This is a genomic window from Sphingopyxis panaciterrae, from assembly GCF_011762125.1.
In the GTDB taxonomy this organism is placed as follows: Bacteria; Pseudomonadota; Alphaproteobacteria; order Sphingomonadales; family Sphingomonadaceae; genus Sphingopyxis; species Sphingopyxis panaciterrae.
Genome location: NZ_JAASQN010000005.1, coordinates 60381 through 75180, shown reverse-complemented (window position 1 = coordinate 75180; position 14800 = coordinate 60381). Strand labels below are relative to the sequence as shown.

Genomic DNA, 14800 nt, shown 5'->3' with positions numbered 1-14800 from the left:
CGGGGGAAGATCTGGTATCCACCCCTTTCCGGTCGTTCCCCCTCATCACGCACCAGGGCGGCGGTTACCGACGGCGTCGCCCCGCCGGCCAATGCCGGCACCCGGTATCCGCGCTGTAAAGGATATGATCGCTTTTCAAAGCTAATGCCCGTAAGGACCCGACCCGCAACAGCAAAGGTGACCCATGAAAATTGCCATGATCGGAACCGGATATGTCGGCCTGGTATCCGGAGCCTGCTTTTCGGATTTCGGGCACGACGTCGTTTGTGTCGACAAGGACGCGAGCAAGATCGAGGCGCTGAATGCGGGCCGGATGCCGATCTACGAACCCGGGCTCGATTCGCTCGTCGCGGCGAATGTCGCCGCGGGCCGGCTGTCCTTCACCACCGATCTCGCCCCCGCGGTCGCCGGGGCCGACGCGGTGTTCATCGCCGTCGGCACGCCGTCGCGCCGCGGCGACGGTCATGCCGATCTCAGCTATGTCTTCGGCGCCGCTGAGGAACTGGCCGCGACGCTCGACCATGATTGCGTGATCGTGACCAAGTCGACCGTGCCCGTCGGTACCGGTGACGAGGTCGAACGCATCCTGCGTGACGGTGCGCCCGGACGGCTGCACAGCGTCGCGTCGAACCCCGAATTCCTGCGCGAAGGCGCGGCGATCGGCGATTTCAAGCGCCCTGACCGCATCGTCATCGGCGCCGAGGATGCGCAGGGCGAGGCGGTGCTGCGCGAAGTCTATCGCCCGCTCTTCCTCAACGAGGCGCCGATCCTCGTCACCCGCCGCCGTACGGCGGAGATGATCAAATATGCCGCTAACGCCTTTCTCGCGACCAAGATCACCTTCATCAACGAGATCGCCGACCTCTGCGAAGCGGTCGGCGCCGAGGTGCAGGATGTCGCGCGCGGGATCGGGCTCGACAATCGCATCGGCGCCAAATTCCTCCACGCCGGTCCCGGCTATGGCGGCAGCTGCTTTCCGAAGGACACGCTGGCACTGCTGAAGACCGCGCAGGACAATGAAGTGCCGCTCCGCCTCGTCGAGGCTACGGTGCAGGCGAACGACCTGCGCAAACGGGCGATGGGCCGCAAGATCATCCAGGCCATGGGCGGCAATGCACGCGGCAAGACCGTTGCGTTGCTTGGCCTGACCTTCAAGCCGAACACCGACGACATGCGCGATTCGCCCAGCCTTGCGATCGTCCAGACTTTGCTCGATGCCGGCGCGCGGGTCACCGCTTATGATCCCGAGGGGATGGAGATCGCGGCGCCGATGATGCCCGATGTCGAGATGAAGCAAAGCGCCTATGCCGCCGCAGAAGGCGCGCATGCGGTCGCGATCATCACCGAATGGGACGCCTTTCGCGCGCTCGATCTGGCGCGGCTCGGCAGCAGCATGGCCGATAAATTGTTCGTCGACCTGCGCAATATCTATCGCCGCGACGAAGTCGCGCGGCATGGTTTTCGTCACATCGCTATTGGAACGCGCGCCGAATAAGGGCATTCATCGGGTGAAGGGCTCGGAAGGTCGCGGATGCGGCCCTCGCGCGCCGGCCAATCCACGGGGAGCAGAAGTTATGAGGATCGATTCGCGCCGCACCGGCAAGCTGCTGGCCACCGGCCTGATCGCACTGGCGCTTGCCGGCTGCGCCGGTATGGGCAAGGGCGGATCGTCCGCCAAACTGCCCGAGCCCGACGCCGTCGCGCAATTGACCGACGCGCGCGGGGTCGACCGCGGCCGCGTCGACATCTTCAAGGATGGCAGCGGGCTGCGCCTCGAACTCGTCGCGCGCGGCTTTGCGGCGGGCACCTATGGCATGCACGTCCACGCCGTGGGCCTGTGCGAAGGCCCCAAATATACCAGCGCGGGTCCGCACTGGAACCCCACCGGGGCGCAGCACGGTCGCGACAATCCGATGGGGGCGCATCATGGCGACATGCCGAATCTGGTCGTCGAACCCGATACGATCGGGCGCGCGACGCTGACCCTCGTCGGGACGCGATTGGCGGGTGAGGGCGGATTGCTCGATGCCGATGGCGCCGCCTTCGTCATTCACGCCAAGGCCGACGATTACCGGACCGACCCCAGCGGCAACAGCGGCGATCGCATCGCCTGCGGCGTGATCCGGCTACCGGCGGCCCGCTAACGACGAGGTGACGTTGCACCCGCGGCGGCGGCGACCCTCGCCCGCCGCCGCTGGCAATAGCGCTTATACTCCGGCGCGCTCGACGATCGTTGCTTCGGCCTGCGGCACCGCGCGATAGGCATAGAGCAGAAGCGCGAGCGCGATCGGCGCCACACCGATGAGCGACAATATGCCGGTGCGCAGATCGCCGACCAGCTTGCCGTCCATCATTGTGCCGGCAAGATCGGAAATCTGCCCGACCATATAGGGGCCGAAGGACAGGCCGACGAGCGTCGTTCCCAGGAAGAACGCTGCCGTCGCCGTCCCGCGCATCCGCGGCAGGACCAGATCCTGCGTCGTGGCTGCCGCCGCGCCGAGCGCCGCGGCGCCGAACATGCCGGCCAGGAAGTTCATGACATAGAATAGCGTGCTATTTTCGGTCGTATAGCCGATCCAGATCGGGATGATCGGCGCCACGACTCCGAAGATGATCGTCAGGATTCGCCCGGCGGGATTGCGCGCGCGCAGCGCGTCGGCGATCCGCCCGCCGGCGATGACGCCGATAAAGCCGGCGACCGCGCCGTTCGCGCCCAATATGAACGCCAGTTCCTGCTTGGGCAGCTTCAGCACCGTTTCGGCATAGGGTGCCGACCAGAAGGCCAGCGCATAGGCCGCCAGGCTGACGAGGCCGTAGCCGAGCGTGGTGCAGATGAACGCGGGGGTTCCCCAGATCAGCCGGAAGGTTGCGGGATCGCGCGAACGGAGCGTGCAGGCCCATGAGAATACGGCATAATAGCCCAAGCCGACGGCGGTCCATTGCGGGAAGTTGCCCGTCAGGCGGATCATCCACCAGGCGAAGGCAGCGATGGCGGCGGCAAAGCCGATGTTGATCGCAAAGGCGGCCGTGCCGCGCTGTGCCGCGCCGAACAGCGTGAAGGGCGGCACGATCGTCGACAGGTCGCGGACAAATTCGCGAAAGGGGGCCGGCGAACTCGGGCTCGCCACGCCGTCCATCGCGCCGCGAACCGGCTCGCGCAACGTCGCGACCCACAGCGCGACGAGCAGCCCGGGAATGCCGACCGCGAGGAACGCCGCCTGCCAGCCGACGAGTCCCAGGGGCCCGCCGGCCGGGTAGCTGTCGTTCCACGTCTTGACGATCACCGCGCCGATGAACAACGAGACGCCGCCGCCGAGATACAGGCCCGACGAATAGATGGCGAGCGCGGTGGCGCGCTGCCGCTTGGGGAAATAGTCGGAGATCAGCGAATAGGCGGTCGGGCTCGCGGTGGCCTCGCCGACCCCGACGCCCATGCGGGCGAAGGATAGCGAGACCTGGTTGCGCGCGAAGCCCGACAGGGCGGTCATCGTCGACCAGAGGGCAAGGCCGACCGACAGCAATTTCACCCGGCTCCAATTGTCGGCGAGCCGTCCGAGCGGGATGCCGAACAGCGCATAGAAGACCGCGAAGGCGGCGCCCCCCAGAAAGCCCATGTCGGCGTCGGTCAGGCCGAGGTCGGCCTTGATATCGACCGCGAGGATGCTGATCACCTGCCGGTCGATGAAATTCAGGATATAGACGACGACGAGCACGCTCAGCACATACCAGCTATATCCGCTGGCCTTGGCGGTGGGCGGCGGCGCCTGCTCAGGCGCTGCGTCGTCTCGGCTCGCGTCCTCGGCCATCTGGCAACCCTCTCCCTCGCCCATTATCTGTTATGCGACATGGCTAGCAGAGCGCGGCGGCGGCGCAAGTTGAAAGTCGGTTCAACTTTGATCGGGGATGATGATATGGATGATGTGCGCAACGATCGGGAAGCCCGGAAACCCGCGATCCTCTTCCTCTGCCTCGGCAATATCTGCCGCTCGCCGCTGGCCGAAGGCGCCGCGCGCGCCGCGTTCGCCGCGGCGGGCATCGACGCCACGCTCGATTCGGCGGGAACCGGCGACTGGCATGTCGGCCACCCGCCCGACCGGCGCGCGCAGGCCGAAGCGCGGCGGCGCGGCGCGGACATTGGCGGCCTGCGCGCGCGCCAGCTGGTTCCCGGTGACTTCCGCCGGTTCGACCTGATCCTCGCCGCCGACGACACGAACCTGCGCGACGCGCTCGCGCTCGCGCCCGGCGATGCGACGGCCGAACTGCGGCTGATGCTCGACCTGGTGCCGGGCCGGACCGGCGAAAGCGTCGCCGACCCCTATTATGGCGACGACGGCGGCTTTGCCGCGACGTGGGACGACGTCAGCGCGGTCGCCGCGGCGCTGGTGACTGCCGCCGCCTCGGCCGAATCGAGCGGGTAGCGCGCGACGGGGTGATAACGCGACCCGCCGTGCCCCATTTCGCTTTCGTAGAGCAGGACGTGCGTAAAGACGAAGCACGGGCTCATGAGGTCGCCGTGGAGCGCGAGGAAAGGGGCCAGCGGCCCTGCGGTGCGATTGAGGCGCGCCAGCGTGATGTGCGGCTGGAAGGTGCGGGTTTCGCGCTCGACGCCGACGCGTGCGAGCAATTGATCGACCTTGTGATGCAGCGCTGTGAGCGATGCGAGCGGCTCGACTCCCGCCCAGACCGTGTGCGGGCACCCTTTCCGTTCGAACAGCCCGACGCCGGCGAGGCGGGCGGCGACGGCGGGCGCATGCAGGTTGCCGAGTGCCGCGGCGATATCTTCGGCGCGGTGGCGGTCGACCTCGCCGATGAAGCGCAGGGTCAGGTGGAGCTGGTCGTCGTTCTGCCAGCGCGCGGCCGAAATGCCGTGCATCGCGGCGAGCAACTGGTCGCGAATGGCGCGCGGCGGCCGCAGCGCAACGAAGAGGCGGTGGCTGGACATGGCGCATTCAACATAGGCTTTGCGGACACGGTGCAAACCCCAAAGAGGGCACTATGTCCGGTTTCGCTTGAAAGCGGGCAAGAAAATGCCGATATTCGCGCTACGGCCGGTATGGGCTGGCCGGTGATGGAGAATGACAATGGCGAATTGGAACGACCCCAATATGGCGGCTTCCGGTTTTGGTGCCGGCGCGAACGCAACGGACCAGGCTGTCGATGCCGGCCTGCGGTCGTACATGCTGTCGGTTTACAACTATATGGGCTCGGGCGTGCTGCTGACCGGCATCGTCGCGCTGCTCTTTTCGCGCTGGGAAGGCGCGCCCGCCCTGCTGTTCGGCCCCGGTGGCGCGAAATGGCTGATCATGCTGGCGCCGCTGGCGTTCGTGATGGTGCTGAGCTTTGGCATCAACAAGCTGTCGACGACGGCGGCACAGGGTCTGTTCTGGGCCTTTTCGGTCGTCATGGGGCTGTCGATGGCGTCGATCTTCTTCGTTTTCACCGATGCGTCGATCGCGCAGACCTTCTTTGCCACCGCCGCGGCCTTCCTGGGTCTTAGCCTCTACGGCTATACGACCAAGAAGGATCTGTCGGGCCTCGGCACCTTCCTGATCATGGGCGTGTTCGGCATCATCGTCGCCATGCTGCTCAATGCCTTCATCTTCCAGTCGAACGCGCTCAGCCTGGCGATCAGCGTGATCGGCGTGCTCGTCTTCGCGGGTCTCACCGCCTATGATACGCAGAAGATCAAGAGCATGTATTTCTATGTTCGCGGGACCGACTTCGTCGGCAAGTCGGTGATCATGGGGGCGCTCAGCCTCTATCTCGACTTCGTCAACATGTTCACCTTCCTGCTCAACCTGTTGGGCAGCCGCGAATAAGCGGACGGACGAACAACGACATGGGAAAGCCCGGCGGAGCGATTCGCCGGGCTTTTTCTTTGGCGATCTGGCGATTGCGGACCGAACGGCAACATGCCGGTTTTGGGGGTGGGAAACTGCCATTGCTTTACGTCGCGCCGGGGCCCGCCCCGGCCTCCGCGCGTAACGATTCCAAAGTTCAGGAAAGTTCAGCCCCACGCGCATCCCGATTTGGACCTCGCGGCGGGCTGTACGCGCCTGGCAAGCCCCCGCCGTGTTTCCACCTGCAAGCCGGGCGGCGACCGTTTTCGTTCACCAAATGAAAGAGCCGGATGAAGGCTGGCATAGCCGAATAATGTAGGAAAGGCTTATTTGAAGGCGATGTCTGCTTTGGGGTGAGGAGCTACCATTCGCTAACCATCCATAACCGTCGCCCCCGCGAAGGCGGGAGCCGCTGGCAATCTTGCGCTCGGCCGATTGCGGCCAGTTAAGGGTTGGACATGCCCCCGGTATGTCCAAGAATGGTCCGGGGGACCATTCGACCCTTCACTCCTTCGCGGGGGCGACGGTTATTTGGCTAGCGTCCGCTACCAGCCGCTTCCTGCCCAACACTTCGTCATCCGCGGAGGAGACCCGTGGGTCTTCCGCCTTGACCCGGGATCCCGCTTTTTGAGGGCATCCGGCGGTTTTCGACTTCAAGCGGGACCCCGGATCAAGTCCGGGGTGACGAAATGGGGAACGGCAGCTTCCGGCCGGTAGCGGGCATCCCTCGCCTCGTCATTCCCGCGTTCGCGAGAATGACGAGGGTTGGATATGGATCGGCAACTCCCGCTCCAAACCGATATTGGTTCCCAGGTCGGCAAAGGACCGCGTCGCCCATTTGCGCAGTTCAGGCCGGATTCGCCGCCTGCATTTCGGCGATCAGGCCATTGTCGATTTCCTTCGCGCGCTTGTAGGCGGGGCGCTCGCGTAGTGCCGCGATGTAGGATTCGAATGCCGGGCGCGGCGCGATGGTGCCGAATTGCAGCCCCCAGTCGATCTGGCTGCCGACATAGACGTCGGCGGCGCTGAAGCCATCGCCCGCGACATGGGCCTTGCCCGCGACCGCGCTTTCGAGCGTATCGAGCGCCGCAGCCAGCGATCCGAAACCCGCCATGCGTTGCTGGTCGATATCGGGTTCGACCCCGAAATGCTTCGCGGTGATCGCCTGTTCGACCGGGCCCGCGGTGAAGAAGAGCCAGCGGTAATAATCGGCGCGGTCGGTCGTAGCCGGCGCGAGCTTCGCTTCGGGGAAGGCATCGGCAAGATAGGCGCAGATCGCGGCGCATTCGGTCACCGCCTTGCCGTCATGGACGATCGCCGGAACCTTGCCCATCGGATTGATCGCCAGATAGGCCGCGTCCTTCATCGACGTGCCATAATCGAGAATGCGCGTCGCATAGGGCGCGCCAACCTCTTCGAGCATCCAGCGGACGATCTGGCCGCGCGACATCGGGTTGGTATAGAAAATCAGCTCTTCGGCCATCGCGCGTCTCCCTTGGTTTCGATTCGGGCGTGAACATATCAGGAACGGTTCCCGACCGCCAGCGGGGTTGTTTTGTCACCATAGCCAGCTAAGGCAATGCGATGAGCGACGAACGCATCTGGACCGCCGCCGTGCTGGTGATCGGCGACGAAATCCTTTCGGGCCGCACGCAGGACAAGAATGTCGCGCAGATCGCGACCTGGCTCGACGTGCAGGGGATCCGCCTGCGCGAGGTGCGCATCGTCCCCGATGTCGAGGCGGAGATCGTCGACGCGCTGAACGCGATTCGCGCCCGCTATGACTATGTCTTCACCACCGGCGGTATCGGCCCGACGCACGACGACATCACCGTCGATGCAGTGGCCAAGGCGCTCGGCGTCGGGGTCGTCATCCATCCCGCGGCGCGCGCGATTCTCGAGCGTTATTACAGCGCGCGCGGCAGCGAGCTGACCGAGGCACGGCTGCGCATGGCACGGGTTCCCGATGGTGCCGAACTGATCCCCAACCGCATGTCGGGGGCGCCCGGCATCCGGATCGGCAATCTGTTCGTGATGGCGGGGGTGCCGCACATCACCGCGGGCATGCTCGACGCGCTGACCGGCGAGCTCGAAGGCGGCGCGCCGCTCGTCGCGCAGACGATCGGCGCCTGGGCCCCTGAAAGCGAGATCGCCGACCTGCTGCGTCTGGGCGAAAAGGATCATCCCGGCGTCGCCATCGGCAGCTATCCCTTTTTCCGCGACGGACGCACCGGCGCCAATTTCGTCGTCCGTTCGACCGACGGCGATGCGGTCGCAGCGTGCGTCGCCATGCTGACCGCCGGGCTTGAGGCGCTGGGCTATGCGGTCACCGACGGCGGCATCTGATCGCCCGCCGGCGCCGCCCGCGGCAGGCGGCGCAGCATCAGGATCGCGAACAGGCCAAAGAGCGCCGCGACGATGAAGGCGGCGCCCGGGAAATGGACCGGCGCCTGATTGGCGGTGAAATAGGCCATCGTCCCGGTGAGCAGCAGCGGCGCGACAAGCTGTCCCAGCCCCATCGCCATCGCCGAAATCCCCTGCACCTCGCCCTGGGTCTCCGCCGTCGCGCGGCGCGACATCATCGCCATCAGCGCCGGCTGGATCGGCGCCTGCAGCGCGATGGGGACGAGCAGCAGGAAGGCGCCGATCGTCGAGGTGGTAAAGGCATAGCCGACATAGACGAGGATCGCGACGAGGATGCCGAGCGTCGCCGCGTCGCGTTCGCCGAAGCGCGCGACCGCGGGGCCGACGACGAAGACCTGCCCGAGCGCGATCATCACCCCGACCGCGGCGAGGCTGGCGCCGATCATCCCCGGCGTCCAGCCGAGCTGCGCGATGCAATAAAAGCTCCACGTCATCGGATAGACGAGGCTGGCGATCTGCCACAACACCAGCACCACCGCGACGCCGTCCATCCCCGGCAGCGCGCGCATCGTCCGGAAGGCGCCGAGCGGGTTGGCGCGGCGCCAGTCGAAGGCGCGGCGGCGTTCGGGCGCCAATGTTTCGGGAAAGATGAAGAGGCCGTAGAGCATGTTGGCGGCGGCCAGCGCCGCCGCCGCGACGAACGGCGCGCGCGGGCTGATCTCGCCCAGGAAGCCGCCGAGCGCGGGCCCGGCGACGAAGCCGACGCCGAAGGCGGCGCCGACGAAGCCGAAATTGCGCGCGCGGTCCTCGGGCAGCGTGATATCGGCGATCGCCGCCTGCGCCGCGGCGTAGCTGCCGCCGAAAATGCCCGACAGCGCGCGGGCGATGAACAGCCACGGCAACGTCTGGACGATCGTCAGCAGCGCATAGTCGACCGCGAGCCCGCCGAGCGCGAGCAGCAGCACGCGCCGCCGCCCGAAACGGTCGGACAGATTGCCGAGCACCGGCGAGGCGATGAAGGTCGCGACCGCCATGACGAGCCCGATCCACGCGCCGACCTCGATCGCATGCGGCAGGTCGATATGGCCGACCTCCATCACCAGTTGCGGCAGCACCGGCATGATGATGCCGAAACCGACCGCGTCCATGAAGATCGTCGCGACGATGAAGGGGATGGTACGCGCAGGGGTCATCTGTCTTTTCACTCTGTATCGAAGCGGTTGCATCCGGCTTCGGGTTTCTGGCGTTCCTCTAGCGACATCGGCCCGATTGTGGAGCATTGTCGCAACATGAAACTCGAAATTTCCGCGTCGCTTTCCTATCGCCTCGCCGATCCCGTCGACCTGATGCTGCAGATCGAGGCCGCGGCGCTCCCCGGGCAGCAGGTGACCGGCGCCGCGCTCGACGTCGGCGCGTGCGCCAATTTCGCGCGGATCGACGCGCAGGATGCGGTCGGCCACCGTATCTGGCTGAGCTGCGAAGAGCGGCTCGACGTCGATTATTCGGCGACGGTCGAGATCGTCCGCCCCGCGGTCGACTGGCGCACGCTGCCGCCGATGCCGCTGCACCGGCTGCCCGCCGAAACCGTGCAATATCTCAACGAATCGCGTTACTGCCCCTCGAACAAATTCCTGAGCTTCGTCGCCGACGAATTCGGCGCCAGCGACGGCGGCGCAAAGATCGGCACGATGCGCGACTGGATCGAGGCGCATTTCACCTATGTCGCGGGGTCGAGCGATGCCGACACCAATGCGATGGACAGCTTCGTCGAGCGGCGCGGGGTGTGCCGCGACTATGCCCATGTGATGGTGACACTCGCCCGCGCCGCGGCGATCCCGGCGCGCGTCGTCAGCGCCTATGCCCCCGGCGTCGCGCCGCAGGATTTCCACGCGGTCGCCCAGGTCTTCCTGGGCGGTGCCGGCGGCGGCTGGCACCTCGTCGATGCCACCGGCATGGCGAGCGCCGCCGATATCGCGGTGATCGGTGTCGGCCGCGACGCCGCCGACATCAGCTTCCTCACCGCCTATGGCGCGATCGAAATGATCGAACAAAAGGTGAGCGTGGCGGCGGTTTAGGGTCAGGAGCCTAGGGGGAAGCGGTGGGCCGGCGCGGCAAAGCCGCGCCGTCAGTCCCGCTCCGCGGGCTGGCCGGGCTTTCGCCGGTCGCGATTTAACGTGGTTAAATCGCTGCGAAAGCCGAGCGGGTGAGGGGAATCGAACCCCCGTATTCAGCTTGGGAAGCTGCTGCTCTACCATTGAGCTACACCCGCGCGCCGCCGCCTTTGCCGCTTTCGCGCGCCGCGGTCAATGGCCTGCTGCCCCGGGCGGCGGGCGAAACAGGATCGGGCGCGATCATTCGATGTCGTCGGAGGGGTCGAGCCGCACCACCCACATCGGCTTGCCGTCGGGCGACAGCGCGATGTCGTGCGACGGCACCAGGTCGGCGCCGGTCTCGATCCAGCCGCGCCCGTCGCATTTGGGGCAGGGGACGCGGATCGAGCGCTGGCTGACCAGGTCGATCTGGCTGTTCCACTGGCCATGACCGGCGCAGACCGGACAGATAAGGTCGAGATCGCCGGTGCGCGGGCGGACCGAAATGCCGTCGAACGCGTGGCGGTCGTGCGGGCCGGAACAATAGACGATGTTCGAGGGGTGCGACATGCGGCAATCCTTTGACGCGGCCGCTCCGCGCTGCCCGGCCGCGGCGCCGAGGATAAGCGCCGGGGCCGGGCGTGGCAATGGCGGGCGGGGAGCGTTTGACTTGTCAAACTTGTCACCTCTCCGTGTTTCCGGCCCGTGTTTCCGGTCAGTCGCCCGGCTCCGTTGCATCGATGAAGCAGAGCGGCGGAATGTAGGAAAGGGGATAGGGGGCGGGGCGTGCGAAATAGGGTCGGGTGGGCAGGGCGGGGCGAAAGCGGCCGATTGCGGACGCTAGCCAAATAACCGTCGCCCCCGCGAAGGAGTGAAGGGTCGAATGGTCCCCCGGACCATTCTTGGACATGCCGGGGGCATGTCCAACCCTTAACTGGCCGCAATCGGCCGAGCGCAAGGTTGCCAGCGGCCCCCCGCCTTCGCGGGGGCGACGGTTTAGTCGGCGCGGAAATGACCGCCCCCCGCCCTTGAGCGAACAGGCGAAGGCAATCAGCCCGCGCCGCCGCCAAGCCGCCAGCGGCCATGTTCGACATGGGTGGTCTTGCCGACGATGCTTTCCATCAGGATGATCTCGTCCACCGTCCAGCCGATCGGCGGCATCTGTTGCGCGTTGAGCCGGTCGCCGGGATAGTTGATCGTGATGTGCGGTTCGGGGGTGGTGCCGTCCATGATCGGCGCCTTCACGGCGAGCAGATGATGGACCAGCGCCTTCTGGAACGCCCGCGCTTCGGAGAGAGGATCGCGGGTGCGCAGCGTCACCGCCCTGCGATTCTCGATCCGGTCGAAGCGGAGCGGAAAGGGCGGTGCGGCGAAGCTGCCCAGCGCGGCGATGGTCGCGGGCAGCCAGTCGGGCGGCACATGGTGCAGGTCGTAGAGCGAGATGAGCGTGACGTGGAGCAACTCGGGCCCGCGTGACGGGTCGTTGCGCGGCAGCGCGGCGATCGCCGCCTGCACCTCGGGCGGCGGCTTGGCCATGATGTAGAGGGGGTTGCGGGCGCGCATGGGCGGGAGTGTAGCATGGTGTAGGAGAGGGGGCGACTGGGGGTGGGGACTGGCGGGCAGTCGAGGCGGGCCGGAAGGTCACATCGGGCCGGAAGGTCACAAAGGTCACGCCACATACCCCTCTCATGCCCCCTCCTTCGGGGGCTCCTGCACCTCCGCCGCGTCATCCTCCTTTTGATCATCGTCGAAATCGAAGACCAGCGTGGTGCCGGCGGCGGCGCGGCGGGCTTCCTCCAGGCCGATCTGGCGATGGAATTCGGCCTCGGTCAGCCCGCCGGTCGCGATGCCGAGCGTCCTGAGCCGCCGCACCACCGCGATGGCGGCGATCAGCCGCGCGTCGGTTTCCTCCTGCGTCGCATAGTGCGGCGCCGACGCCGCGGCGTCGGCCAGCGCCGCCTCTTCGTCGGTCAGCCACTCGGTGCCGTCCTCCTCGCGCGCGCGGTCGACGATGGTGCCGCTATCGCGATCATGGGCGTCCTCGGCGACATGGCCGGTCCAGCGGCCGAGCGTGATCGCCTGGGCATCGGGGCGGCGGCGCGGTTCGCGGCGGTCGCGCCACGCGCCATAGGTGTCGGGGTCGCGATAGCGCAGCAGGAACATCGTCAGCCGCTCGTCATAATAAAGCCGCTCGCCGACCTGTTCGCCCTGGAACCACACCGGGCGCGCGACGCCGTGCAGCGCGCGCGAGAAAGCGGCGTCGGACAGGCGGCGGATCGCATAGTCGAGCGCGGCATCCCATGCGGCGCGAAAGCTGTAGGCGTCGACGCGGCGGCGCAGGCGATAGGCGGTCGACGGCGACAGGCCGACACGCTCGCACGCCTCGGTCACGCAGCCGCATTCGCCGAGCGCATCGATGAAGTCGACCTGCTTTTCGGGCGTCCAGCCGTCGCGGCGTTCGCGCGGCGACGCGGGGACGAATTCGTGCGCCGCGGCGAGCGTGCGGTCGTCGTCGGGCGGCGGCCGGCGCGCCTTGGTGATGCGAACGGGGCTGCGCGTTTTGTTCGCGTTCTGCGCGCGGGCGCGAAGGGCGGCGAGGTCGGGGAAGGTCTTGTCGTGCTTCATCCGACAGGATGAACCAGACGGGGGTTTTTTAGGAAAGGGGTTTTTTGGGATGGGGTGTGCGAAATAGGATTTGCGGAGGCTATTTGGGGGCGCCCGGGCAATTAGGGGTTGTGGCACCTGTCACCGTAATTCCACCGTAATTCCTCAAGCTAACAAATCCTCCAGATTTGCCCTTAGCGTAGCTGCTCGCTCTGGAAAGGTGGTCAGTTGTGCGACCGTCTGTTCCGAGAAGGCATTTTCTGGCACCTTGTTCTTAAGTTGACCAAAAACATACTTGCCTTTGGCTCCCCGTAGCGGCCGCACTTGGAAGGCGTTCCAAACGTCATTATTTGTTGGACTGCCGCCTGCCCCGTGCAACTCTCGATTGTGCGCTACTCGCTGCGAAGCAAATTGCTGTTCGATAGGGGCCTGATTTTGCGCCAGTGTTTCGTCTAACCAATTTTGGCATTCGTTGAGCGGGTGTCCCGTCAAGGCTGCCAAAAACGATGAGTCGCAAAATTCGGCTTCAATGTCAGATTGTTCTGTAAACCAAAGCCGAATTCCATCTTCGTTATATGCTTGAGAAAGCGTATTTACTTCATCGTCTGTCAAAGAGTCGCGGTCACGGTGGACCAAAATCTTGAATTTACTTCCAAGAGAGTTTTTTAACTCAACTGCTTCTTCTTTCGTGAGTAGGTGTGAGTATCCTCTTCCGGGTAAGACGGTGACTGATTTTTCGATATCGGGCCATTGCCGTATCAGCTTTTTCAAGAGATCATTTTTCGAATCTTCGCTGACAACAATTACTTTTTTCCCAAACGCTCCCCATCCCAATGCTAACTCTACGACCTCACGGTTCTCAGTTATTTTTTGCCCATCTGACAGCCATATGACATTTGCTCCTGCCGGCGCGCCTCGAACGATAAACGGTGAGTGGGAGGTGAGCACTATTTTGAGGTTTTGTGCTTGGGCGATCTGGAGCAGGTTTACTGCCAATTTCTCCTGTACGTTCGGATGAAGGTGAATGTCTGGTTCATCTATTAGAAGAATTTTTGGTTTAAAAAGAAGTATATAACAAAAAATTTGTATTAGTTGAAGATATCCTGTCCCAAGAAGTTCAAGAGGAATGTCTCGGCCGTTAATTTCAACATCCGATTTGATCTGGAAGTCAGTTGTCTCATCAAATGAGACTTTTATTTTTACGTCGCCCAGAAGTGGTTTTAGCCAATCTTCAATCTGATATTTCTTCTGGAGAAAGGAGGTCCAATGCATTTCGAAGGTAAACATTCGAGTCGCCGAACGAGCACGCCTTCAATACAACCCTTTTTGAGTTCTTCTGTTCGACGTTAGGAATGCCTGAAATGCCGGGAATAAACCCACTAAAGAACGTATCTATTCCTCGGAACTGGTCTCTAATCTGCTCGGGGAGTTCGCCACTCACCGAAATGCCCGCATTGCGAGCCGCTCGCATACGGCATTCGACTAGCGCTTCATTTTGATCAGCGTCTTGAAAAGAAAATTCGACCTTAGATGATGGGCTTGTCGCCAAATTCCCCCAATCTGCACCATGGCCAAGTCGCCAGTATTCGTCTGAGGGCAGATAATCGAGGTCGCTGATGCGGACCATTTCCGTGGAATTTGATCGAATACGATTTACCTGCCTTAATAGGCAAGACGCTAGATGGAGGGCCTGAAGGATCGAGGATTTTCCACTACCATTAGAACCGACGAGAATGTTCAAGTCGGATAACGGAATCTCGATATTATCGATCCGCTTAAACTTATCGATCTTTACCGATTTTAGTTCCACAGCTTGCTCCCCTCATCTTGGCTTTGTGCCGTCGAGGGGAGCAATATTCAATCCCTCTTGAAGAACTGCTGCCCTCCGATATCAGCTCATCT

At 64.3% G+C, this 14800-nt stretch carries 15 protein-coding genes and 1 tRNA gene; 6 read left to right on the top strand and 10 right to left on the bottom strand.

All coding sequences use genetic code 11. The features are described from left to right. Positions 1-184 precede the first annotated feature (184 nt). Positions 185-1495, top strand: coding sequence for a UDP-glucose dehydrogenase family protein (locus FHR22_RS16685; RefSeq protein ID WP_166944835.1), 1311 nt, complete (start codon positions 185-187; stop codon positions 1493-1495). 79 nt (positions 1496-1574) lie between these two features. Then, positions 1575-2144, top strand: coding sequence for a superoxide dismutase family protein (locus tag FHR22_RS16680; protein WP_166944834.1), 570 nt, complete (start codon positions 1575-1577; stop codon positions 2142-2144). 63 nt (positions 2145-2207) lie between these two features. Here the strand turns inward: FHR22_RS16680 and FHR22_RS16675 are convergent, their stop codons facing one another. Then, positions 2208-3806 (bottom strand): spinster family MFS transporter, encoded by a 1599-nt coding sequence (locus FHR22_RS16675; RefSeq protein WP_166944833.1) that lies wholly within the window; start codon positions 3804-3806, stop codon positions 2208-2210. A 105-nt stretch (positions 3807-3911) separates the two neighbouring features. On the opposite strand from FHR22_RS16675, the gene FHR22_RS16670 reads away from it, so the two are divergent. Then, positions 3912-4418, top strand: a complete 507-nt coding sequence (locus tag FHR22_RS16670) for a low molecular weight protein-tyrosine-phosphatase (RefSeq protein ID WP_166944832.1) — start codon at positions 3912-3914, stop codon at positions 4416-4418. Here the strand turns inward: FHR22_RS16670 and thpR are convergent. Beyond that, entirely contained in the window at positions 4319-4942 is a 624-nt protein-coding gene (thpR, locus tag FHR22_RS16665) for an RNA 2',3'-cyclic phosphodiesterase (RefSeq protein ID WP_166944831.1), read from the bottom strand. The two genes, FHR22_RS16670 and thpR, sit on opposite strands and share 100 nt — an antisense overlap. Before the next feature lie 139 nt (positions 4943-5081). On the opposite strand from thpR, the gene FHR22_RS16660 reads away from it, so the two are divergent. Then, positions 5082-5819, top strand: coding sequence for a Bax inhibitor-1/YccA family protein (locus FHR22_RS16660; RefSeq protein ID WP_166944830.1), 738 nt, complete (start codon positions 5082-5084; stop codon positions 5817-5819). Positions 5820-6687: 868 nt separating this feature from the next. Here the strand turns inward: FHR22_RS16660 and FHR22_RS16655 are convergent. After that, positions 6688-7323, bottom strand: coding sequence for a glutathione S-transferase family protein (locus tag FHR22_RS16655; RefSeq protein WP_166944829.1), 636 nt, complete (start codon positions 7321-7323; stop codon positions 6688-6690). A gap of 101 nt (positions 7324-7424) precedes the next feature. Between FHR22_RS16655 and FHR22_RS16650 the strand changes: the two genes are divergently transcribed. Continuing rightward, entirely contained in the window at positions 7425-8186 is a 762-nt protein-coding gene (locus FHR22_RS16650) for a competence/damage-inducible protein A (protein WP_166944828.1), read from the top strand. Here the strand turns inward: FHR22_RS16650 and FHR22_RS16645 are convergent. Then, positions 8159-9397: an MFS transporter gene (locus FHR22_RS16645; protein WP_166944827.1), complete on the bottom strand. Its 1239-nt coding sequence runs from the start codon at positions 9395-9397 to the stop codon at positions 8159-8161. The genes FHR22_RS16650 and FHR22_RS16645 overlap by 28 nt on opposite strands. Before the next feature lie 96 nt (positions 9398-9493). Here FHR22_RS16645 and FHR22_RS16640 point away from each other — a divergent pair, with 96 nt between their 5' ends. Further along, complete coding sequence (locus FHR22_RS16640; RefSeq protein WP_166944826.1) at positions 9494-10279, top strand: transglutaminase-like domain-containing protein; 786 nt, start codon at positions 9494-9496, stop codon at positions 10277-10279. Positions 10280-10402: 123 nt separating this feature from the next. Here the strand turns inward: FHR22_RS16640 and FHR22_RS16635 are convergent. From FHR22_RS16635 to FHR22_RS22150, 6 genes are all read right to left on the bottom strand, one after another. Continuing rightward, positions 10403-10473, bottom strand: a tRNA-Gly gene (locus FHR22_RS16635). A gap of 82 nt (positions 10474-10555) precedes the next feature. After that, positions 10556-10864 carry a hypothetical protein gene (locus FHR22_RS16630; protein ID WP_166944825.1) on the bottom strand — a complete coding sequence of 103 codons (309 nt, stop codon included), beginning with the start codon at positions 10862-10864 and terminating at the stop codon, positions 10556-10558. A 480-nt stretch (positions 10865-11344) separates the two neighbouring features. Beyond that, positions 11345-11857, bottom strand: coding sequence for a 2'-5' RNA ligase family protein (locus FHR22_RS16625; RefSeq protein WP_166944824.1), 513 nt, complete (start codon positions 11855-11857; stop codon positions 11345-11347). 123 nt (positions 11858-11980) lie between these two features. Further along, positions 11981-12919 (bottom strand): hypothetical protein, encoded by a 939-nt coding sequence (locus tag FHR22_RS22390; protein ID WP_243853791.1) that lies wholly within the window; start codon positions 12917-12919, stop codon positions 11981-11983. 144 nt (positions 12920-13063) lie between these two features. Then, positions 13064-14185, bottom strand: a complete 1122-nt coding sequence (locus FHR22_RS16615) for an ATP-dependent nuclease (RefSeq protein ID WP_208417764.1) — start codon at positions 14183-14185, stop codon at positions 13064-13066. Further along, positions 14130-14708, bottom strand: a complete 579-nt coding sequence (locus tag FHR22_RS22150) for an AAA family ATPase (protein WP_208417763.1) — start codon at positions 14706-14708, stop codon at positions 14130-14132. The genes FHR22_RS16615 and FHR22_RS22150 overlap by 56 nt, the downstream gene beginning before the upstream one ends. Positions 14709-14800 lie beyond the last annotated feature (92 nt).

Coding starts and splice junctions, on each gene's coding strand:
- FHR22_RS16655 (WP_166944829.1), bottom strand. CDS start 7,323: ATGGCCGAAGAGCTGATTTTCTATACCAACCCGATGTCGCGCGGCCAG.
- FHR22_RS16640 (WP_166944826.1), top strand. CDS start 9,494: ATGAAACTCGAAATTTCCGCGTCGCTTTCCTATCGCCTCGCCGATCCC.
- FHR22_RS16660 (WP_166944830.1), top strand. CDS start 5,082: ATGGCGAATTGGAACGACCCCAATATGGCGGCTTCCGGTTTTGGTGCC.
- FHR22_RS16625 (WP_166944824.1), bottom strand. CDS start 11,857: ATGCGCGCCCGCAACCCCCTCTACATCATGGCCAAGCCGCCGCCCGAG.
- FHR22_RS16670 (WP_166944832.1), top strand. CDS start 3,912: ATGGATGATGTGCGCAACGATCGGGAAGCCCGGAAACCCGCGATCCTC.
- FHR22_RS22390 (WP_243853791.1), bottom strand. CDS start 12,919: ATGAAGCACGACAAGACCTTCCCCGACCTCGCCGCCCTTCGCGCCCGC.
- FHR22_RS16650 (WP_166944828.1), top strand. CDS start 7,425: ATGAGCGACGAACGCATCTGGACCGCCGCCGTGCTGGTGATCGGCGAC.
- FHR22_RS16685 (WP_166944835.1), top strand. CDS start 185: ATGAAAATTGCCATGATCGGAACCGGATATGTCGGCCTGGTATCCGGA.
- thpR (WP_166944831.1), bottom strand. CDS start 4,942: ATGTCCAGCCACCGCCTCTTCGTTGCGCTGCGGCCGCCGCGCGCCATT.
- FHR22_RS16675 (WP_166944833.1), bottom strand. CDS start 3,806: ATGGCCGAGGACGCGAGCCGAGACGACGCAGCGCCTGAGCAGGCGCCG.
- FHR22_RS16630 (WP_166944825.1), bottom strand. CDS start 10,864: ATGTCGCACCCCTCGAACATCGTCTATTGTTCCGGCCCGCACGACCGC.
- FHR22_RS16615 (WP_208417764.1), bottom strand. CDS start 14,185: ATGTTTACCTTCGAAATGCATTGGACCTCCTTTCTCCAGAAGAAATAT.
- FHR22_RS16645 (WP_166944827.1), bottom strand. CDS start 9,397: ATGACCCCTGCGCGTACCATCCCCTTCATCGTCGCGACGATCTTCATG.
- FHR22_RS16680 (WP_166944834.1), top strand. CDS start 1,575: ATGAGGATCGATTCGCGCCGCACCGGCAAGCTGCTGGCCACCGGCCTG.